The organism is Paenibacillus antri, from assembly GCF_005765165.1.
GTDB classification, from domain to species: Bacteria; Bacillota; Bacilli; order Paenibacillales; family YIM-B00363; genus Paenibacillus_AE; species Paenibacillus_AE antri.
This window is the reverse complement of record NZ_VCIW01000011.1, coordinates 31424-49849: the sequence shown is the minus strand read 5'-3', so window position 1 is coordinate 49849 and position 18426 is coordinate 31424. Positions and strand designations below refer to the sequence as shown.

Sequence of the window (18426 nt, the reverse complement as noted above, 5' to 3'; positions counted from 1 at the left end):
TCGATCAAGCATTCGAGGGGAGAACCGTACGATCTATGAAACATTTCGAGCAAAGCGTATACGATCTCATCGTTGAGACTTCGACGAACCTGCCCGCGGACGTGCGCCGCGCCATCAAGGCCGGGGCGAAGCGCGAGAGCGCCGGCACCCGCGCCGCGCTGTCGATGGCGACGATCGCGAACAATATTACGATGGCGGAGACGAACGTGTCCCCGATCTGCCAGGACACCGGCATGCCGACGTTCATCGTGCACACCCCGGTCGGCGCCAATCAGATCGAGATGAAGAAGGCGATCCGCTCGGCGATCGCGCGCACGACGAAGGACGGCAAGCTGCGGACGAATTCCGTCGATTCGCTGACGGGCGACAATACGGGCGACAACCTCGGCCCCGGTACGCCGGTCATTCACTTCGAGCAGTGGGAGCGCGACGACATCGAGGTAAAGCTGATCCTGAAGGGCGGCGGCTGCGAAAACAAAAACATCCAGTACAGCCTGCCTACGGAGCTGCCGGGTCTCGGCAAGGCGGGCCGGGATCTCGACGGCATCCGCAAGTGCATCATGCACGCGGTATACCAGGCGCAGGGCCAAGGCTGCAGCGCCGGCTTCATCGGCGTCGGCATCGGCGGCGACCGCACGACGGGGTACGAGCTGGCGAAGATGCAGCTGTTCCGCAAAGTCGACGACGCGAACGAACACGAAGACCTCCGCAAGCTGGAGGAATACGTGCTCGAGAACGCCAACAAGCTCGGCATCGGCACGATGGGCTTCGGCGGCGAGGTGACGCTGCTCGGCTGCAAGATCGGCGTCATGAACCGGTTGCCGGCGAGCTACTTCGTCTCCGTGGCGTATAACTGCTGGGCGTTCCGACGCCAAGGCGTCTTGATCGACGCCGCGACCGGCGAGATCAACGAATGGGTGTACGAGCGCGGAACGGCGCTCGCCATGAGCGAGGAGCAGGCGGAAGCGGCGGCCGCGGAAGCCGCCGAAGCGCAGCCGGAACGCCGCGAAGTCGTCCTGACGACGCCGATTACGGAAGAGCAAGTGCGTCAGCTCCGCGTCGGGGACGTCGTCATCTTGAACGGCCGCATGTACACGGGCCGCGACGCGATCCACAAGCACTTGATGGATCACGACGCGCCGGTCGATCTGAACGGGGCGGCGCTGTACCACTGCGGACCGGTCATGCTGAAGGACGAAGCGGGCTGGCATGTGAAGGCGGCCGGACCGACGACGTCGATTCGCGAGGAGCCGTACCAAGGCGACATTATCAAGAAGTTCGGCATTCGCGCGGTCATCGGCAAGGGCGGCATGGGGCCGAAGACGCTGAAGGCGCTGCAGGAGCACGGCGGCGTATACCTGAACGCGATCGGCGGCGCGGCGCAATATTACGCGGAGACGATTAAGGGCGTAGAGGGCGTCGACTTCATGGAGTTCGGCATACCGGAAGCGATGTGGCACCTGAACGTGGAAGGCTTCGCGGCGATCGTCACGATGGATTCGCACGGCAACAGCCTGCACGCGGACGTCGATAAGAGCTCCTTCGAGAAGCTCGAGTCGTTCAAGGAGCCGGTATTCCGCTAATGCTGAAGTTTCGGCATCGGCTCACGCTGATTTTCATATTTTTCATCGGCCTGTCGAATATCGCGGCAGGCATCTTTACGATCTCGGTGATGCGCGATTCGCAAATCCATGCGCTCGAGGAAGGGCTCGGGGAGCAGCTAGAGATGTATCTCGCGACGGTGGACTGGGATTATGTGTCCGAGAACTCCGTCGGCGGCGAGATGTTCCGCAGGGAAGCGATCCGCATGGCGCGCAAGACGGGCGCGCGAGTGACGTTCTTCGACGAGGACGGCGTCGCGCTCGGCGATTCCGGCGGCGCCGAGGCGCCGGCGGGCGAAGGCCTGCCGCCGGAGATCGCCCGCGCGAAGGGCGGCGCCCCCGGCGTGCACATCCGTCGGGAGCCGTCCGCCGAAGCGCAGACGATGTACGTGGCGATGCCGGCGTCGTTCGGCAAGGCGGGCGTCGGGTACGTCCGCTTCGGGGAGAGCATGCAGCCGCTCGACGCCGAGACGCGCCGTATCGCGTCGTATCTCGGCCTCGGCTTGATCGTCATCTTGATGGTCACCGCCTTGATCGCGTACCGGATGTCGCTGAGCCTCACGGGGCCGATCGAGAAGATGACGCGAGTCGCCTACCAGATTACGAATATGAATTATCGCGCGCGGATCGCGATCCCGAACAAAGACGAAATCGGGCAGCTCGGGCACGCGATCAACAAGATGTCCGAGAGCCTGCAGTACCAGATGAACCAAATCCAAGAAGACGAGAGCCGGCTGAAGAGCGTGCTCGACAACATGACGAGCGGCGTCGTCATGGTGGACCGGGAAGGGAAGATCGTGCTGCTCAACCGGTCGGCGGAGGAGTTCCTCGGCTTCTCGTCCGGAGAGCTGCTCGGCCAGCGCTATACGCTGACGAAGACGCAGCAAGAGCTGACCCGGATGATCGCCGAATGCTTCCAACGTCGAGAGCCGCTCCGGGGCGAGGTCGTGTTCCACTATCCCGAAGAGCGGATGCTCGATATTCACGCCGTGCCGATGACGATCGCGGAGGACGCCTACGCCGGCATACTGGTCGTCATGCACGACATTACCGCCATCCGGCGGCTCGAGCGGATGCGCAGCGAATTCGTGGCGAACGTGTCGCACGAGCTGAAGACGCCGATCGCGGCGGTGAAGGGGTTCGCCGAGACGCTGCTCGGCGGGGCGGCGAGCGATCCGGCGACGACGAAGTCGTTCCTGCAAATCATCTACGACGAGAGCGAACGGCTCAACCGGCTGATCGGAGACATTTTGGATTTGTCGAAGATCGAGTCGAAGCGGGTGCCGCTGCAGTTTTCCCCGGTGGAGATGAAGACGTTCGTCGAGCGCATCTTCCACATGATGGCGACGGAAGCGAAGAAGAAAGGGATTACGCTCGAAGCCGCCGTCGATCAGGACGTGTATATCGAAGCGGACGAAGACCGGCTGCAGCAAATTCTCGTCAACCTGCTGTCGAACGGCATTACGTATTCGCATGACGGGGGCCGGCTGCGCGTGATGGTGGATCCGATTCTCGAGGACGCGGCGCGGCCCGACGAATACGAGCGCGTACGGATCACGGTGCAGGATTACGGGGTCGGCATTCCGAAGAAGGATCTGCCTCGCATCTTCGAGCGGTTCTATCGCGTGGACAAGGCGCGTTCGCGCGTCTCCGGCGGCACGGGGCTGGGCCTCAGCATCGTGAAGCATCTCGTGGAGCTGCACAAGGGGACGATCCGGGTGGAGAGCGAGCTCGGGATGGGGACGCGCTTCATCATCGAGCTGCCGGTGCTGCAATGAGGCGCGGGCGCGGTTTCATTTTCCGAGAGATATGCTACTATGAAGGAAAGATCATTCGATGGACGGGGGGGGTCCCATGCCGCACAACATTCTGGTCATCGAGGACGAGCCGACGTTATCCCGCCTGTTGACCTATAACCTGTCGCAAGAAGGCTATACGGTCGATACGGCGGACAACGGGAGCGACGGATTGGCGGCGGCGACGGGTCGGCGGTACGATCTGATCGTGCTCGATATTATGCTGCCCGGGCTGAGCGGGTTCGAGGTGCTGACGAAGCTCCGGCAGCAGGGCGATCGCACCCCGATCATCATCCTTACGGCGCGCAACGCGGAGAACGACGTCGTGCAAGGGCTGAAGCTCGGCGCGGACGACTACATGACGAAGCCGTTCGGCGTCGCGGAGCTGCTCGCGCGGGTGAGCGCCGTGCTGCGGCGGACGCAGCCGAAGGACGGCGAACCGGCGGCTGTCGAGACCGTGCAGGAGAAGGTGATCTCCGTCGGCGACTTGCGGATTTATCCGGAGAAATACGAAGTCGCCCTTGGCGGGGAATCGATCGTGCTAAGGCCCAAGGAGTTCGAAGTGCTGTTATATTTGGTGCAGCGGCCGGGCATGGTCGTCACGCGCGACGATCTGATGAACGTCGTATGGGGTTTCGATTACGTCGGGGGCCAGCGGACCGTGGACGTGCATGTGTCCTCGCTGCGCAAGAAGTTGGAGATGAATCAGCAGAGCGTCCAGATCGATTCGATTCGCGGCGTCGGGTATAAGCTGGTCGTCTCTAAGAAACCATGATAAGGAAGACGGCGTTCGCGGGCTCTTCGGAGCGGCGGACGCCTTTTTTTTTTCGTAAGCATACAGGCCCTGTTCGGAAAATGACGCGCGTCAACTTTCATGGTACGCTCGACCAATTTACGATAAAGTAAGGGTGTAAACCTTCCAAGGAGGGTGAAAGATGATACGACAGATGACTGACGAATTACTGCTTCAGGCCTATCGGGATTCGGTCAAGCACTCTTTGGATCAAGCTTTTATCGAGATGCTCGAGCGCGAGATAAGGCGCAGGGGGAAGGCCGCGGCGATCGTCGGAGCCGGGCTTGTCTCCGAGCGCGCGGACGAGGCGTTGGACGGATAAATAGAGGGGTTACGATTCATGTTTATGCGGAAAGGGCGTACCACTGGTAGGATCAGCTTGACGATCTTATTCGGTGGTCTTGTTGTTTTTGCGGTCGTGATGACGACCGTCGTTCAATTGGTCGTCGGGTATCGGGCGGAGCAGCGGCTCTTATACGAGACGACGTTGGAATTGAACCAATCCACCGCGAATAAGATGGCGACGACGATGGATGCGCTGCTTCGATCGATGCGGTCGACGTTGAAGTACGGGGCGCGGCAAGCGGCTCATCACTGGGACGACGACGACGAGCTTCGGGAGCCGCTGGACATGCTGCTCCACGGGGGCGGCGGGATGTTCAATTCGATCTTGGCGGTGAGCGAGGAGGGGATCGTAAGAAGCATCTCCCCGCCATCCGTAGGGATCGGGGGGAAGAGAATTTACTCGGAGACGCTCGCGGAAGCGCATCTGCTGCGGGCGCCCTACTTCTCGCAGCCTTACGTCGGCGCGACCGGGCGCCTGATCGTCGTCATGTCGGAGCCGATCTTCGCCGACGACGGCGCCTATCTCGGACTCTTAGCGGGGACGTTATATCTCCATCAGGCGAATGTGTTCAACGACGTGTTCGGTTCGGACTTGCTCGACGTCTCCGGCACGTACGCGTATATCGTGGACAGCGGCGGGAAGTTGGTGTTCCATCCTTCCCCCGCGCGGCTCGGGGAAGACGTCAGAGCGAATCCAGTCGTTCGGGATTTGATGGAGGGGCGGAACGGTCGGAAGCGCGTCGTCAATACGTTGGGCATCGAGTATTTGGCCGGATACGCGCACGTGGAGGAGAACGGCTGGGGCATCGTGGCGCAGACGCCGCTGCAATCGGTGGAGAAGGAGCTGCGGCACCATACGTGGAACCGGCTGATGTACATTGCGCCGGCCTGCCTGCTCATGCTCCTCGTCGCGGTGTACTTGGCGCGCCGGCTCGCGGCGCCGATCGTCTTCCTCTCCGAGGTCGCCGGCAGGCTGTCGCGCGGCGAACGCGTGCCGGAGGCGATGCTGCCCGGCCATTGGAACCGGGAGGCCGACCTGCTCAGCGACTCCATGCGTATGGCGATTCGCGCGATGCAGCAGCAGAACGACCAATTGACGAGCGAAGCGATGACGGATCCGCTCACGGGGCTGCCGAACCGGCGGGCGATGAACGATGCTTTGGAGCGTAAGCTGCTCGCCGAGGAGCCGTTCGCTTTGCTCGTAATGGATATCGACCGGTTCAAGACGATCAACGACACGTACGGGCATGCGGTCGGGGACGATGTGCTTCGCTTCCTGGCGAAGACCGTGCAGTCGACGCTGCGGCCTACCGACTTCTGCTTCCGGTTCGGCGGCGAGGAGTTCGTCGTCCTGTTGGAGCGCTCGGACGCGGCGACGGCATTCCCCGCGGCGGAGCGGATTCGCCGGACGTTCGAGTCGACGGACAGTCCGATCGGTCGGCCGATCACGCTGTCGATCGGCATCGCGGACTACCCCCGGTCCGGCATGTCGGCGGAAGCGCTGTTCGAATCGGCGGACGAGGCGATGTACCGCGCGAAAAACGAGGGCCGCAACCGAACGGTGGTCGGGAAGCGGCGGACATAGCGACGGCGGAGCGGGACAGGGTCCCGGCTCCGCCGTTGTTTCGTTAAGGCTGCTTTCGGAAGCCTTCTTCGCGCATGTACGCTTCGGCTTCGTCGTACGTCTCGAAGGCGGACTCCAGGTTTTGTCCGGCGAAGACGTACCAGAGGTCGTCTTCGAACGTCAGCCGCAGCGTCTGGCCCTCGTCGTTGGTCCAACGGCTCTCAGTGGCCGCGGGGGCTGCGGTCTGCGGCTCGGGGGTCGGCGCCGCCGCGGCCTGCGCCTCGCCGTCCGGCCGCGACGAGAGCGACCGAATCGACGCGGCGATCCACTCGCGCAGCTCGTCTTCGGACGCGTCGCGCACGTTGACGAAGCCTTTGGGGTCGGTTTCCGCGCCCGGGATCAGGGCGGCATACACGTAGCCGTTGCCGTTCGGATGCAGGTGGAAGCCGACGGTTTTCTTTTCGTAGACGCTTTGTTCGTAATGGAAGTTGACCCGGCCGAGCGATACGTCCTTGCGGACGAGCTCCGGGAAGGAAGAGAAGACGGCGAGCTTGCGTTCGAAGTCGAGCATGGGTGAGACGCCTCCGTGTACCGAATTTGATCTGATTGCGATTATAGCATACCCTTGAGTTTATACAGAAACTTACTGTTCGGAGGAACGAACCGATGAAAGGAAGAATCGCGGGGGCCATCGCCATCTTTCTATTGATCTACTCCTTGCTGCAATGGGGAATCGGCTGGCACGGCGCCGCATGGCTGCGGCAGCTGCTCCCCGGCGCCGGCGCCGGCGGCGCGGCGTTCTGGCTCCCGTTCGCGCTGCTCGCTTACGCCTACCTGATCGGGCGTGCGCTGTCCGTCCGATTCGACGCGGCGCCGCTACGCGCCTTGATGCGCGTCGGCGCCTACTGGATGGCGGCGATGGTGTACTTGATCCTGATGCTGCCCGTCGCGGACGTCGCCGTCTGGCTGCTCGGCCTCGCGGGAGTGAAGTCGCCCGCGCTCTTCGTCGGCTGGTGCGTCGTCGTCGCGCTCGTCGGCTTGATCGGCTACGGCTCGTGGAACGCCTGGCGGCCGGTCGCGCGCGAGTTCCGGCTTCGCGTCCGCAAGCCGGCCGCGGGTCGGACGACGCTGCGCATCGCCGTCGCGTCCGATCTGCACCTCGGCGCCTTGGTCGGGCGGCGGCATCTGGAACGGCTCGTCCGCGACGTCAATACGTTCGAGCCCGACCTCGTGCTGCTGCCCGGCGATGTGATCGACGACGACCTCGCCCCGTTCGTCAAGGACAAGCTGGCGGACGTCTTCCGCGGTTTCCGGGCGAGGCTCGGCGTCTACGCGGTGACGGGCAACCATGACCCGTTCGGGGGGCGCGCGGGCGACGCGTTCGCCGAGGCGATGGCGTCGTCCGGCATCCGCATGCTGATGGACGAGACGATCGACGTCGGCGGCGAGCTGACGCTCGTCGGGCGGCTCGATCGGTCCGCCGGCCGGTACGGCCTTCGCCGGGCGGACCTCGAGCCGCTGCTGGCGGGGGCGGACCTCCGCCGGCCGGTCGTGCTGATGGACCATCAGCCGCTCGGCTTCGCCGAGGCGGAGGCGGCCGGCGTCGACCTGATGCTGTCCGGCCATACGCATCGCGGGCAGCTGGCGCCGGGCCATCTGATCACGCGAAGATTGTTCGATCTGGATTGGGGGTACGTCTCGCGGGGCGCGTTCCATGCGATCGTCTCCTCCGGCTACGGCTTCTGGGGCCCCCCGATCCGGATCGGGAGCCGCAGCGAATGGATCCGAATTACGCTGGAGCTGGAGCCGCGGAAAACCGAATAAATGTTTGATCTTAAGACACCTGCCGATCGGCGGGTGTCTTTCTTTTCCTTTTCATAGATCTTAACGACATCTTTACTTCGGTTTAATCTCTCGATGACAACGATGCCGTACGTTGAACTACGTCGGAAGAAACGAAAGGAAGGGTGCATCTTCAACGTGAGACATCGCTTCGCGGGAACGATCGGTTGGGCCGCGGCGGTCGTCGCGGCGCTCGGATCGACGTTCATAAGCGGGACGGCCTCGGCTCACGCCGGGTCGACGGGATATTCGGAGATCGTCGTCGAGGACCGGGGATTAGCCTACGGCTTATTCGTATCGGAGCAAGACCTGGCGGAGACGCTGCCGGACCTCGATCTCGACCGAGACGAACGGATTTCGCCGGAGGAGCTTCGGACGGGCATCGACGCGATCGAAGCGTTCGTGAATGACGGGATCGCCGTCACGGGCGACGGGGAGCTCGGGACGGGGGAAGTCGAAGGGGCGGCGTTCGACGAGAAGGCGAAATCGCCGATGGTTCGGATCGATATCCGTTACGGCTACGAGGCGCCCGTAAGCCGATTCATGATCCAATACGGCCTGCTCTTCGACACGCATCCGGATTATCGCAATTTCGCTTCGATTCGCATCGGGGAGCACACGGTCGATCAGGTGCTGAACGCCTCGAATACGATCTTGCAAATCGCGGGGGCGAACGGGGCGGCGGCCGAAGGAGCGCGCGGCGCGGACGTGTCGTGGACAAGCACGCTAGGCACGTTCGTATGGATGGGCATGGAGCATATTTGGGGCGGACTCGACCATATGCTTTTCGTCTTGGCGTTGCTTCTGAACGTTCGAGGGTGGAAGAGCTTAGCCGCGACGATCACGGCGTTTACGCTAGGGCACAGCGCGACGCTCGCGTTGTCCGCCTTGGAGCTGGCGTCGCTGTCGCCGCTCGTCGTGGAACCGGTCATCGCCTTAAGCATCTTGTACGTCGCAGCGGAGAACGTCCTCCGGCGCGAAGAGGCGGATCGCAGCCGCCTGCAGGTTACCGCCTTGTTCGGATTGGTGCACGGCTTCGGGTTCGCGGAAATCCTGCACGGCACGTTATCGGGCAACGTCGCGCTGCCGCTCTTCTCCTTCAATCTCGGCGTGGAGATCGGCCAGCTGGTCGTCGTCGCCGCGGCGCTGCCGCTGCTCTGGTCGGTACGGCGTTACGCCGGGCGCATCCCGTGGGCGAGGTACGCGTCGGGAGCGGTGGGCGCGTTCGGTCTGTACTGGTTTTGCGAAAGAGTCCTAGAAAACATGAAGTAGACGGGAGTGAGAGGATTGTACAAAGCTATACGATTGCGAAAATGGATCTCGGCGACGCTCGCGGCCGCCGTCCTATGCGGAACGGTTGCGCCGATTCGGGACGAGGTCGCCGTGGCGGCGCCCGTGCCGGAACTGTTCGTGTCGGAAATTCATCCGGATGTCAGCGGGACGGACAACTTCGAATTTTTCGAGGTGTACAACAACTCGGACGCGCCGATCGCATTGAACGATTACGACTTCATTTATCGTTATCCGAATCCGTCTTCGAACAAGACGCTCGTCTTCGAAAACAAGACGTTGGGCGCACGCGACACAATAGTATTCTGGTATAACAACGGCGGCAATACGTTGGATGCCTTCAACGCCGCGTACGGGACAAGCTTGACCGCGGACGACGTCGTCGAAGTGACCGGCTTCGACGGGTTCTCCAATTCGGCGGAACGGGGCGTTATTATCCGGAAGGGCGGGGAGGAACTGTCGTCTTCCTCATATTCGGCGGCGGACATCGGCTCGGGACTCGGCGTCCACTTCCGGCTGCCCGCAACGGGTGCGCCGACGCTGAAGCAAGCCGTGCGAGCGGCGCCGACGCCGGGCTCCGTCGATCCGAAGCAGTCCGTGGCCGGTCTGCCCGTCATCGCGCATACGCCGGCGACCGAAACCCGGGCGACCGAAGGGTTGGCGCTCGCCGCGACGATCGCCGCGAGCGTGACGGCGTCGGTGTACGACGACGCGGTGACGGCGGTCGTCTACCACAAGCCGGCGTCGGCCGCGGCGTACAGCCCGCTTCCGATGACGCCGATCGGCGGCAACGCGTATACCGCGTTCATTCCGAGCGGAGCGCTTGTCGAAGCGCAGCATAGCTACTACATCGAAGCCCGGAACGGCGCGTTGGTCGAGACGACGCCGGTCGTACCCGTCGCCGTCCAAACCGAAACGTTCGACTTCGGCCGGCTTCCGGAGCTGCTCATTACGGAATTGGTGCCGGATACGGACAACATCAACGGTTCGGACGGGTACGAATTCATTGAAATCTACAACAACACCGACGAGACGATCGATTTACGCAATTATAAAATCCTCTACCGCTTCACGTCGTCGACCTCGGAGACGGAATGGACGTGGGAGACGCCGCTGGCCGAAATTCCGCTGCCTTCGAAGCAGGCGATGGTGCTCTGGGTTTTGAACGAACAAAACCAGGCGGCGACGGTCGATCAGTTCAACGCGAACTTCGGCGCAGCGCTGCAGGAGAACGCGAACCTCGTCAGAATCCAAGGCGGAGGAGGCATGGCGAACGGGGGACAACGGAAAATCGTCATCGCCGCCAAGGACGGAACCGAATGGGCGGAGGCTTCTTACGACAACGATCTCGAGACGCAGCCGAACAAAGGGATTTTCTACGGCTACCCGATCGACGGGACGAACCGGATGGTCAAGACGAGCGCCGGGACCGAAGCGGCGACGCCGGGTGCGGTGTCGGCATCGCAAGTGCCGGCGCGGACGTCCGGTGCGCCGACGCCGGTGAACCGTCCTCCGGTCATCGCGCATACGCCGGTGACGGACGGGAAGTCGGACCAAGCCATCGCGATCGCCGCCGACATCGAGAACGCCGAACAGGCGACTGGGAACGACGACGTAACGGCAAAGCTGTATTTCAAGAAAGCTTCGGCGGCCGAGTTCCAATCCGCGGTCATGACCCGGGGGGCGGGCGACGCCTATGCGGCATCGATCCCGGTGTCGGCGCTGTCCGAGGCGTCGGTCCAGTATTATATCGAGGCGGCCGACAGCAAGACGACGGTCCAGACGCCGATCTATACCGCGTTCATCGAGCCGGGGGATTTCGACTATGCCCGCGTCTCGCCGCTGCTCGTGACCGAAATCGTGCCGGATTCCGCGAACGTCGGCGGAGCGGACGGATATGAGTTCATCGAAATTTACAACAACACCGACAGCCCGATCAACCTGAAGGACTATAAAATCTTATACCGCTACACCGACTCGGGTCCCGAAGCGGACGTCGTCTGGCCGACGGACCGGGAAGACATGATCATCGGGGCGCGCGACACGCTGGTGTTCTGGATCATCAACGGCTCGAACGACAATCAGACCGTCGCCGACTTCAACGCGCTGTATCGAGTGAACTTGGTGGAAAACGAAAATATTTTCCGCATGTACTCCGGCGGGATGGCGAACGGCGGCAAGCGCGGCGTCGTCGTCGCGACGAACACGAGATTCGAGTTGTCCGCGGCGTATTACGACACGGACGAAGAGACGAAGCCGAACATGGGCATTTTCTATAAATACCCGCTGGACGGCGGCACGACGATGATCAAGCATAGCGCGGGCCTTCTGCCGGCGACGCCGGGCAGCGTATCGGAGGAGCAGGTGCCCGCCATCCCGACGTCGCTGCCGTCCGATCCGGTACCGCCGACGTTCGCGAACGAAACGGGAGTTACGGAAGTGCATCAATCGGAAAACCTGGACTTGGCCGCGGACATTCGCGACGACCGACTCGTTCGGACTGTAGCGCTGTACTATAAGTCGGACCGCCAGGCGGACTATACGAAGCGGTATTTGCAGGAAAACTTCAACGATTCGCTGTACCACTATCTCATTTATTCGCCGGAATTGATCGGCCGCCATTACATCGATTATTATTTCGAATACTCCGACGGCGCGAACGTACGAACGACGGACCCGTTCCGGGTGCGGATTTTGAGCGGACGCGATACGTCGAACGTACGACTGAACGTGAAAGACGGCGACGTCTTGTCGGGCACCCGCATCATAAGGGGAACGGCCGAGCAGGCGCCGGCGAGCGAGCTCTCGCTGACGATCGACGGTACGGATGTCTCGGCAGGCGCGTATGAAGCGTTGGAGAGCGACGCGTACTTCGCGTTCGAGACGACGGGCGTCAACTTCTACTTCAAAAACGGCGTCGTCATGGGTCAAGACATATTGCGCATCTTCGACGACACGGTCAATTCCTGGACGACGCTGACCGTTCCGATCGATGCGGACCGACTGCAAGGCGGCATCAATACCGTATCGATCCGAGCGGGCTCCAAGGCGTCTCCGTTCGACGATCGCGTCGAGGAAAACAAAGACGACTTCGACGTTCGCAACGTGCGACTCGTTCTTGCGGACGGTACGGAGTTGTTCGACGCGCGTCCGGAATTTTCCACGCGCGACTTGGCGATCAAGATGGGTGACAGCGCCGGCAAGCATCCGGTCGTCGACTTCCGCTTCGACGTCCCGGCGCGGAAGCTGGCGTCCAAGGCGTACGCGTGGGACACGACGGCCGTGCCGGACGGTACGCATACGGTAGCGGTCGCCCACGCGACGTACGGCGTCGAGACGTCCGACGTCGTCGTGGACAATACCGCTCCCGTCATCGAACCTTCGGTGATCGAAGGGGAGACGTATCGCGGGCCGTTCACGATCGCGGCCGCCGTAACCGATGCGCTCGCGGGGGTACAATCGATCGCCGCGACGCTGGACGGGAAGTCGATCGCGCTGCCTTACGCTACGGCTTCTTGGGAGCTGGCCGAAGGGAAGCATACGCTTCGCGTTACGGCTCTCGATAAGGTCGGGAACGAAGCGCTCGTCGAGACGGCTTTCTTCGTCCCGGACGAAACGCCGGCGCCGCCGACGCTCGTCGCTCCGACCCACGGAGGAACCGTGTCGTCGACGACCGCGTCGTTGACGGTGAAGGTCGTCGACCCGACGGAAGACACGATGGACGTCTCGTTTTCGAGAGGCTTCAAGTATTTCGCCGGCGCGAGGGAATGGTTCGCGGGCTTCTTGAACGCGGTCGATCGGGAGCCTCCGCGGGATTCGGCGCCGGCCGGGGAGCAGGCGTTCGGCGACGAGGACTACGCGAAGATCGCTGCCGTAGACGGCGACTACCTGATCAACGACGCCGTCGACAAGTTCCCGTACCAGCGTTTCGAAGTGACGTTGGACGCGTCCGTGAAGGAGTCGGATCCGGTTCGCGTCGAATGGAAGGGCCATTCGCTCGAAGGCCGTAAGGTGACGTTGTACGCTTGGGACCCGATCGGGGAGATATGGAACGCGCTGGATTCGCAAGTCGCCGGAACGGAAGACTTCGCGTTGACCGCCGAGGTGGAGGCAGGCGATTACGCGGTCGACCGGCGGATCAAGCTGATGGTGCAGGACGAAATTCCGCCGACCGAGGACGACTACGACTATTCGTTCGTGTGGATGTCCGACACGCAATATTACTCGGAGAGCTATCCGCATATTTACCAAGATATCGTGGAGTGGATCGCCGAGAAGAAAGACGAGATGAAGATCGAATACGTGACGCATACCGGCGATCTGGTCGACGAAGCCGACAAGCCGTATCAATGGGCCGTCGCTTCGGAGAACATGAAAGTGTTGGAAGACGCGAACATTCCGTACGGCGTCTTGGCGGGCAACCATGACGTGTCCGGCAAGCAAGGCGCATACGACAATTACTGGACCTACTTCGGCGAAGACCGATTTAAGGGTCAGGATACGTTCGGCGGCTCTTACAACAATAACCGCGGGCATTACGATTTGGTTTCCTCGCACGGGAACGATTATATTTTCCTGTACATGGGCTGGGGCATCGGCGACGAGGAAATCGCGTGGATGGACCGGGTATTGAAGCAATATCCGGATCGAATGGCCGTTCTGAACTTCCATGAGTATTTGCTCGTGTCGGGCAACCGCGCGCCGATCGCGGACAAAATTCACGAGCAGGTCGTCGTGCCGAACGCTAATGTGATCGCGGTGTTATCGGGTCATTACCACGACGCCGAGCTGCTCGTCGACGAGATCGACGACGACGGAGACGGCGCGCCGGACCGCAGCGTGTACCAGATGCTCGCGGACTATCAAGGCGGTCCGGAAGGCGGGCAAGGCTATATCCGCTTGATGCAATTCGACATCGATAACAATAAGTTGCATATCAAGACGTATTCGCCGTATTTGGACGATTACAACTTTTACGATCCTGAACAGTATCCGAACAAGGACGAGTTTTCGCTCGATTTGGATTTGACGCCGAAGACGAAGCGGGTCGCGACCGATTATTTCGCCGTGAACGTGTATTCGGATCAGCCGATCGGGACCGTCGAGAACGTGCAAAGCGGAGCGAACGCATCGTTCGATTGGGTCGGGTTGACCGCCGGGAATTACGAATGGTATGCGATCGCGGAAGACGAGCATGGGGCGAAGGCGTTTTCGGATATTTGGAAGTTTACGGCGAACCCCGGATCGTCCGACCCGGATCCGGGCACGAATCCCGATCCGGATCCGAATCCGGGTACGAACCCGGCTCCGAGCCCGGGAACGGGAACGACGCCGGGCGCCGGGGAATCGACGCAGCAAGTGGCGAACGGCGGGCTAATCATACCGGCGCAGGTGAAGGAAGGCGTGGCGAGCGCGTCGGTCGGCAAGGAAGCGTTCGGGGAAGCCGTCGAAGGGGCGGATACCGGTACGGTTCTCCTTCGGGTCGCCGAAAGCGAGGAGACGGTCCATACCGTGCGCGTCTCGCTTCCGGCGGGAACCGTCGTCGAAGCGCTGCGGGCCGGCAGGAAGACGTCCTTGGCGATCGACGCCGGCTTCGCCGTCGTCACGGCGACGCTCGACGAGTTGGAGCGATTCGCGGGAGCGACGGAGGCAGAATTCAGAGTAGCCGTCGTCGCGGCCGAAGGGCTGTCTCCGCAAGCGGCGGCGCGGATCGGCGACAACCCGGTGTACGATTTCGAAATCGTCGTCGACGGGGAACCGGTGTCCGCGTTCGAGACGGCCAAGGGCGTCACCGTTCGAATGAATTATGCGCTGAAGTCCGGCCAAGCCCCCAACCGGGTCGTCGTGTATTACCTTACCGATGCCGGCGAGTTGGAGGCGGTGCCCGCTTCGCTGTACGACGAAGCGACGGGTGCGGTAACGTTCGAGCCGAAGCACTTTAGCCGGTATGCCGCGGCGCATCGAGCGGTATCGTTCGACGATATCGGCGCGGTGCCGTGGGCGAGGGCGGACATCGAAGCGCTCGCCGCGAGAGACGTCTTGAACGGCGTACGTCCGAACGTATTCGAGCCGCAGCGCCCGATTACGAGAGTCGAATACTTGAAGCTGTTGATGGGCGCGTTCGACTTCGGGTCGATCGAGACGAATCGGGCGGCGGCCGCGTTCTCGGACGTAGCGAGGGACGATTGGCATTACGACGTCGTAACGGAAGCGTATCGTCTCGGCATCGCGAACGGCCGAGCCGACGGCAGCTTCGGCGCCGACGAACCGATCGCGCGCCAAGATATCGCGGCGATGACGTTCCGTGCGGCATCGCTTGCAGGCGCCGCGCTCGAACGCGGGGCGGCGGAGCGCTTCGCGGACCAAGCGGACATCGCCGCTTACGCGCTCGAGGCAGCCGCTTCGCTTCGGAGCGCCGGCATCGTCACCGGTCTTGAAGATGGGCGATTCGCGCCAGCGGAGCCGGCGACGCGGGCGCAAGCCGCCGCGATCGTGCATCGATTGCTTATGTATTACATGAATCAGTAAGATGCGGCGCTCGAGTCGGACTCCTCCGGCTCGGGCGCTTTTTATTTAGACGGAAAAGCTCCATCTAATTCAAGGAGGAACGGCCTGTTTTGCTTGTTTAGACGGAAAACCTCCATCTAATTTCGGCGGATGGCCCGATTTTCGTGTCGCGGAGCTGATTTAGAGGGAGGTTTTCCGTTTCGGTGTGTCAAGGAAAGCCCCGCTGTTCGAATTAGAGGGAGGATTTCCGTTTCAAGTCGGAGGCGGCATCCCATCCATCACCTAAAAAAATGTCCGGTCCCCCCAAAAAAACGCCATTCTTCCGCCTTCCCCCGCCCGGTAACATGAGAAGCAAGGAAGCGGTTACCATTCGATTCTAGGGGGAAACAGGAAATGAACGACAAACGAAAGTTCGGCCTTACGGCGCTGCTGATCGCCGGGGCGATGACCGTCACGGCGTGCTCCGGAGGCGGCGGAGGCGGTACGGGCGGAGGCGGCGATGCCGGAGGCGGCACGTCGACATCCGGCGGCAATAGCGGCGGCGGGGGCGGCGGCACGACGGAGGTGCTGTTCTGGTCGCCGTTCTCCGGCGCGGACGGCCCGTTCATGCAGGAGATGGTGGATAAGTACAACGCGTCGCAGGACGGCGTGAAGGTGAACTTCGTCATCCAGCCGAACGGCGAATATTATAAGCAGCTCGACGTGGCGCTCAGCACGGAGAGCGAACGCCCCGACCTGATGATCATGCACGTGGACCAAATCCCGACCTACGTCAGCAAGGGCCAGCTCGCGCCGATGGAGCCGCTGGCCGACGCCGCAGGCATCAACAAAGCGGACTACGTCGAAGCGCCGGTCGAATATTCGACGATCGACGGCAAGTGGTATGGTATCCCGCTCGACATTCACCCGCTGGTCATGTACTACAACAAGGACCTGTTCCAAAAGGCCGGCATCGCCGCCCCTCCGACGAATATGGAAGAGTTCGAGGCGGCGGTGACGAAGCTGACGGACGCGAACGCCGGCGTATACGGGTACGTGCTGCCGACGCTCTGGCCGCAGCAGTTCATCTTCCCGACGCTCGTCTGGCAGAACGGCGGCGAGCTGTGGAACGGCAGCGACGTCGCGTACAACTCGCCGGAAGCGGTCGAGATGATCCAATGGATGCGCAGCCTCGTCGACCGCGGCATCTCTCCAGGCAACGTACAGCAGGACGGCGAGAACACGTTGTTCCTCCAAGGCAAGAACGCGATTCAGTTCAACGGCCCGTGGATGAAGGGGCAGTTCGACGAAGCCGGCATCAACTACGGCCTCGCGCCGATGCCGCAGCTCGGCAAGGCGAAGCAAGCCGTCTTCGGCGGCTCGCATAACTTCGTCATCCCGGCCAGCTTGAAGGACGAAGCGACGATCGACGCGGTCGGCGACTTCCTCAAGTACGTGGCGTCGAATTCGATCGAGTGGGCGAAGTCGGGCCAGGCGCTCGCGTCGAAGCCGATGCTCGAGAGCGAGGAGTTCAAGGCGCTGCCGAACAGCGCGATCGCAGGCAGCTTCCCGCACGTGCAGTTCGCGCCGAACGTGCTCAACTGGCCGACGATCTCCGAGCCGATCTGGGGCGAGCTCAGCAGCGCGCTGCTCGGCGAGAAGGACCCGCAGCAGGCGATGGACGACGCCGTCGCGAAGTCGCGGCAGGCGATCGGCAAGTAACCGAAACGACGCATGCGAAGAAGACGGGAGAGCGAACGAGTCTCCCGTCTTTTTCCCCATCAATCTCAAACAAAGGAGGCGGCGGTATTGCTGAGGGCGTCCTGGCGGTCCCGGTTTACTTCGTCGTTGTTCGTGCTTCCGTATTTGGCGTGCTTCGCGCTGTTCTTGCTCATCCCGATCCTGTATGGCATCTACATCAGTCTTCATGAATTCGAACTGCTCTCGAAGGAGCATCCGTTCGTCGGCTTCCAACACTACGCAAGCATCTTCACTCCCGGAACATACCTGAACAGCCTGTTCTTCAACGGCTTGTGGGCGACGCTGCAATTCGTGATCTATTCCGTACCGCTCCTAATCGCTCTCGGGCTCGCCTTGTCGCTGCTCGTGAACGCGCTGCCCCGCCGCATCCGGGGGTTGTTCCGCACCTTCTACTTCCTGCCGTACGCGCTGTCCGCGTCGGTGATGGCCGTTATTTGGCTCATGATGTTCGATACGAACGCCGGCTTCATCAACAGCTTCTTAGCCAAGCTCAGCCTCGACCCGGCGCCGTGGCTGACCGGCCGGCCGTGGGCGTGGATCGCCCTCGTGCTGGCGACGCTCTGGTGGACGATCGGCTTTAATATGGTCATCTTCATTAACGCGCTCAACGAGGTGCCGGAGGACCATTACGAAGCGGCCTCCATCGACGGCGCGAACGCATGGCGCAAATTCGTCGCCATTACGCTGCCGTCGATCCGTCCGGTCATGCTCTTCGTCTTGATCACGTCGACGATCGCGTCGTTCAATATCTACGCCCAACCGTTCCTGCTGACGCGCGGCGGCCCCGGCGACAGCACGAAGGTGCTGCTCATCAACATTCTCGATCAGGCGTTCATCCGCAAGGAGCTCGGCTCCGCGTCCGCCATGGCCGTCCTGATGGCGCTGCTCATCATGGCGGTGTCGGTCGTTCAATACCGCCTGACTTACGGAAGGAAGGAGTAGCGCCAT

11 protein-coding genes are annotated in these 18426 nt (G+C 62.0%); 10 read left to right on the top strand and 1 reads right to left on the bottom strand.

Translation table 11 applies throughout. The features are described from left to right. The first annotated feature begins 35 nt into the window (after positions 1–35). The 5 genes from FE782_RS16700 (at position 36) to FE782_RS16680 (ending at position 6120) form a co-directional block, all read left to right on the top strand. Positions 36–1583 (top strand): fumarate hydratase, encoded by a 1548-nt coding sequence (locus FE782_RS16700; RefSeq protein ID WP_138195381.1) that lies wholly within the window; start codon positions 36–38, stop codon positions 1581–1583. After that, on the top strand, positions 1583–3379 hold the full coding sequence (gene pnpS / locus FE782_RS16695; RefSeq protein WP_138195380.1) for a two-component system histidine kinase PnpS: 1797 nt from the start codon (positions 1583–1585) through the stop codon (positions 3377–3379). The genes FE782_RS16700 and pnpS overlap by 1 nt, the downstream gene beginning before the upstream one ends. Before the next feature lie 76 nt (positions 3380–3455). Beyond that, entirely contained in the window at positions 3456–4172 is a 717-nt protein-coding gene (locus FE782_RS16690) for a response regulator transcription factor (protein ID WP_138195379.1), read from the top strand. A 160-nt stretch (positions 4173–4332) separates the two neighbouring features. Continuing rightward, a complete protein-coding gene (gene sda / locus FE782_RS16685; RefSeq protein WP_238392523.1) occupies positions 4333–4512 on the top strand; it encodes a sporulation histidine kinase inhibitor Sda in 180 nt (59 codons plus the stop codon). A gap of 18 nt (positions 4513–4530) precedes the next feature. Beyond that, positions 4531–6120 (top strand): sensor domain-containing diguanylate cyclase, encoded by a 1590-nt coding sequence (locus tag FE782_RS16680; protein WP_138195378.1) that lies wholly within the window; start codon positions 4531–4533, stop codon positions 6118–6120. A gap of 43 nt (positions 6121–6163) precedes the next feature. Here the strand turns inward: FE782_RS16680 and FE782_RS16675 are convergent, their stop codons facing one another. Next, positions 6164–6670, bottom strand: a complete 507-nt coding sequence (locus tag FE782_RS16675) for a hypothetical protein (RefSeq protein WP_138195377.1) — start codon at positions 6668–6670, stop codon at positions 6164–6166. Positions 6671–6765: 95 nt separating this feature from the next. Between FE782_RS16675 and FE782_RS16670 the strand changes: the two genes are divergently transcribed. The 5 genes from FE782_RS16670 to FE782_RS16650 all read left to right on the top strand — a co-directional run bounded on the left by FE782_RS16670 (position 6766) and on the right by FE782_RS16650 (position 18420). Beyond that, positions 6766–7923, top strand: coding sequence for a metallophosphoesterase (locus tag FE782_RS16670; RefSeq protein WP_138195376.1), 1158 nt, complete (start codon positions 6766–6768; stop codon positions 7921–7923). 156 nt (positions 7924–8079) lie between these two features. Next, positions 8080–9213, top strand: coding sequence for a HupE/UreJ family protein (locus FE782_RS16665; protein ID WP_158299425.1), 1134 nt, complete (start codon positions 8080–8082; stop codon positions 9211–9213). A 15-nt stretch (positions 9214–9228) separates the two neighbouring features. Then, positions 9229–15759 (top strand): lamin tail domain-containing protein, encoded by a 6531-nt coding sequence (locus FE782_RS16660; RefSeq protein WP_158299424.1) that lies wholly within the window; start codon positions 9229–9231, stop codon positions 15757–15759. A 372-nt stretch (positions 15760–16131) separates the two neighbouring features. Next, positions 16132–17439, top strand: coding sequence for an ABC transporter substrate-binding protein (locus FE782_RS16655; RefSeq protein WP_238392522.1), 1308 nt, complete (start codon positions 16132–16134; stop codon positions 17437–17439). Between the two features lie 87 nt (positions 17440–17526). Next, positions 17527–18420, top strand: coding sequence for a carbohydrate ABC transporter permease (locus FE782_RS16650; RefSeq protein ID WP_238392521.1), 894 nt, complete (start codon positions 17527–17529; stop codon positions 18418–18420). Positions 18421–18426: the final 6 nt, after the last annotated feature.